Raw genomic sequence first — 1,928 nt, forward strand, 5'->3', positions numbered from 1 at the left:
TTCATGAGCCCCGCAGCCATCGTCTTGCCGGTCCCCGCCGCCGTCCCCGAGTTCCTCGTCCCCCGCATCGAGGACCTCCGCCACACCCTCCGCGCCGGCCACCATGAAAAGGCCCTGACGGCGGCCCGGACCATCAGCGACGAGCTCGCCGAGAGCCACGGCCCCCTGCACAACTACACCCTCCACGCCCTCGAGCTCGTCGCCTTCTGCGCTCAGATCGCGGGACACCCCGCCATGGCCACCGAGGTCTCCGTGTACACCGCCGCGGCCTGGCAGCGCCTTCTGGATGCCACGCACCACCAGATCCGGCGGCAGGCCCACAACGGCGCGGCCTCCTGGCTCACCGTCACCAACGCGCCCGACGCCGTCCGGACCGGAACGGCCCTCCTGGCGCTGCTGCAGTCCGTCTACGGCAAGGACCACCCCTCCACTCCGTTCGTGGAACGTCGACTTAACGCCATTACGGGCACCGACCAGGAGACGGCCCGGAATGCCCTGCGGCCCTCGGGGCCCGCCCTGCTGATCAAGCCCTGAGGTTCTGGCCACAGCGTTTCCAAACCGCCCGCGCCAGAGGCATATACCGGAAGTGCTGCTACCGGAAAAAACGTGGCCTGGCTGCACCTGATCTTTCTGGCCAGAATCAGGCTCGGACTGATCACGTTGTGGGAGACGCGGCGTCCGTGACCGCGAGGGGGAAATCGCGTTGCGACATCTACAAACTGGACTCGTGCCAACCGGGTCCGCATCACTGCTACGACCGGCCGACCTCCGGTCGGGAGCCGGGTGGATGACCAAGTCGGCCATCCAGGCTTCGGTGCGAAGCGGCCCCCGTCACACGCTGACACCTCTTCATCCGTGGCTCACCCACGGCACGACGGCCCCGCCGTGGCTGGGAGCCAGGCACTGGCCCTGCGCCGTGGCCGTAGGCTCGCCGGGTCCTGGCCTGGCGTGCACCTCCAGAGCCGACCAAGCGCGGTAGAGGACTCTCCTCGCCGCGTTTTGTCCGCCCTGAGCGCGCGCCAGCGCCCGCACCCGACTCCTGAAGGGGATCTGCCGATGGCTTCGACCACCCACCACCGCACCCATGTCCTGCGACTCGCAGGTGCCGTCCTCACGTGCACCGTCGCGGCCGGCGCTCTGGCCGGCTGTGGCTCCAACACACCCAAGAAGACGGCTTCCTCGCCCTCCGCCACTGCCTCCTCGACGCCGTCCAACGATCCGGACCAGGCAGCGAAGGACAAGGTCCTCGCCTCGTACACGAACATGCGCGAGGTCCAGATCAAGATGGCCGCGGACGGAGATCTGCACACCGAGGAACTGGCCAAGTACGCCAGGGGCGATGCCGCCACCGACCTCAAGAAGTCGGTCCTGCGCAACGAGTCGATGGGCATCAAGTTCACCGGCCGTCCTGAGATGAAGCCTCAGGTCACCGCCGTCGACACCAAGGGCAAGACCGCAACGGTCACCGACTGCTTCGACGCGACCAGCTGGAAGCCCGTCTACAAGGACTCCGGCAAGGAGCTCAAGCTCGCGGAGCAGCGCCTGAAGTACCCCGTCACGTCCCAAGCCACGCTGGAGGGCGACACATGGTTCGTCACGAAGATCACAGCCGATCGCACGAAGGGCTGCTGATCCGTTCTGCCCGCGTGCTGGGCGTCCTTGCGGTACTGACCGCCCTAACGCCGGCCGGGCTCGCGCACGCGGGGGGCGGCGCCGGCCACTGCACAGACGTGGACGTGTGCGTCGACGTCGGAACGCCCGGCAAGCCCGGTGGGGGCGGAGGCCCGGTGATCACACCGGTCTCGCGCAGCCGGTCGACCCGCCGCTTGACCGCCGTCGCCGACAGCCCGATCGCGGTGCCCGTCCTCCTGAGTCGTCGGGCAGTCCGGCACGTCGGTGATCAGATCGCGCGGGATGCTCAGCGCGGT

2 protein-coding genes and 1 pseudogene are annotated in these 1,928 nt (G+C 68.6%); 2 read left to right on the plus strand and 1 reads right to left on the minus strand.

Features of this window, described 5'->3' with window-relative positions:
• Nucleotides 1-534: hypothetical protein (locus ABZ281_RS47665; protein WP_356664904.1), on the plus strand; the 534-nt coding region annotated here is incomplete at its 5' end.
• 522 nt (nt 535-1,056) lie between these two features.
• The gene (locus ABZ281_RS47670) at nt 1,057-1,632 is read left to right on the plus strand and encodes a hypothetical protein (RefSeq protein ID WP_356664906.1); all 576 of its coding nucleotides are present in this window, start codon (nt 1,057-1,059) and stop codon (nt 1,630-1,632) included.
• Nucleotides 1,633-1,783: 151 nt separating this feature from the next.
• Here ABZ281_RS47670 and ABZ281_RS47675 read toward each other — a convergent pair.
• A pseudogene (locus ABZ281_RS47675) lies at nt 1,784-1,861 on the minus strand (winged helix-turn-helix transcriptional regulator); the annotation flags it as partial.
• Nucleotides 1,862-1,928 lie beyond the last annotated feature (67 nt).

Origin of the sequence: Streptomyces sp. NPDC006265 (assembly GCF_040613555.1) — a bacterium.
Taxonomy (GTDB): Bacteria; Actinomycetota; Actinomycetes; order Streptomycetales; family Streptomycetaceae; genus Streptomyces.

Bases quoted from the DNA above. Each gene is read 5' to 3' on its own strand.
- ABZ281_RS47670 (WP_356664906.1), top strand. From the start codon at position 1,057: ATGGCTTCGACCACCCACCACCGCACCCATGTCCTGCGACTCGCAGGT.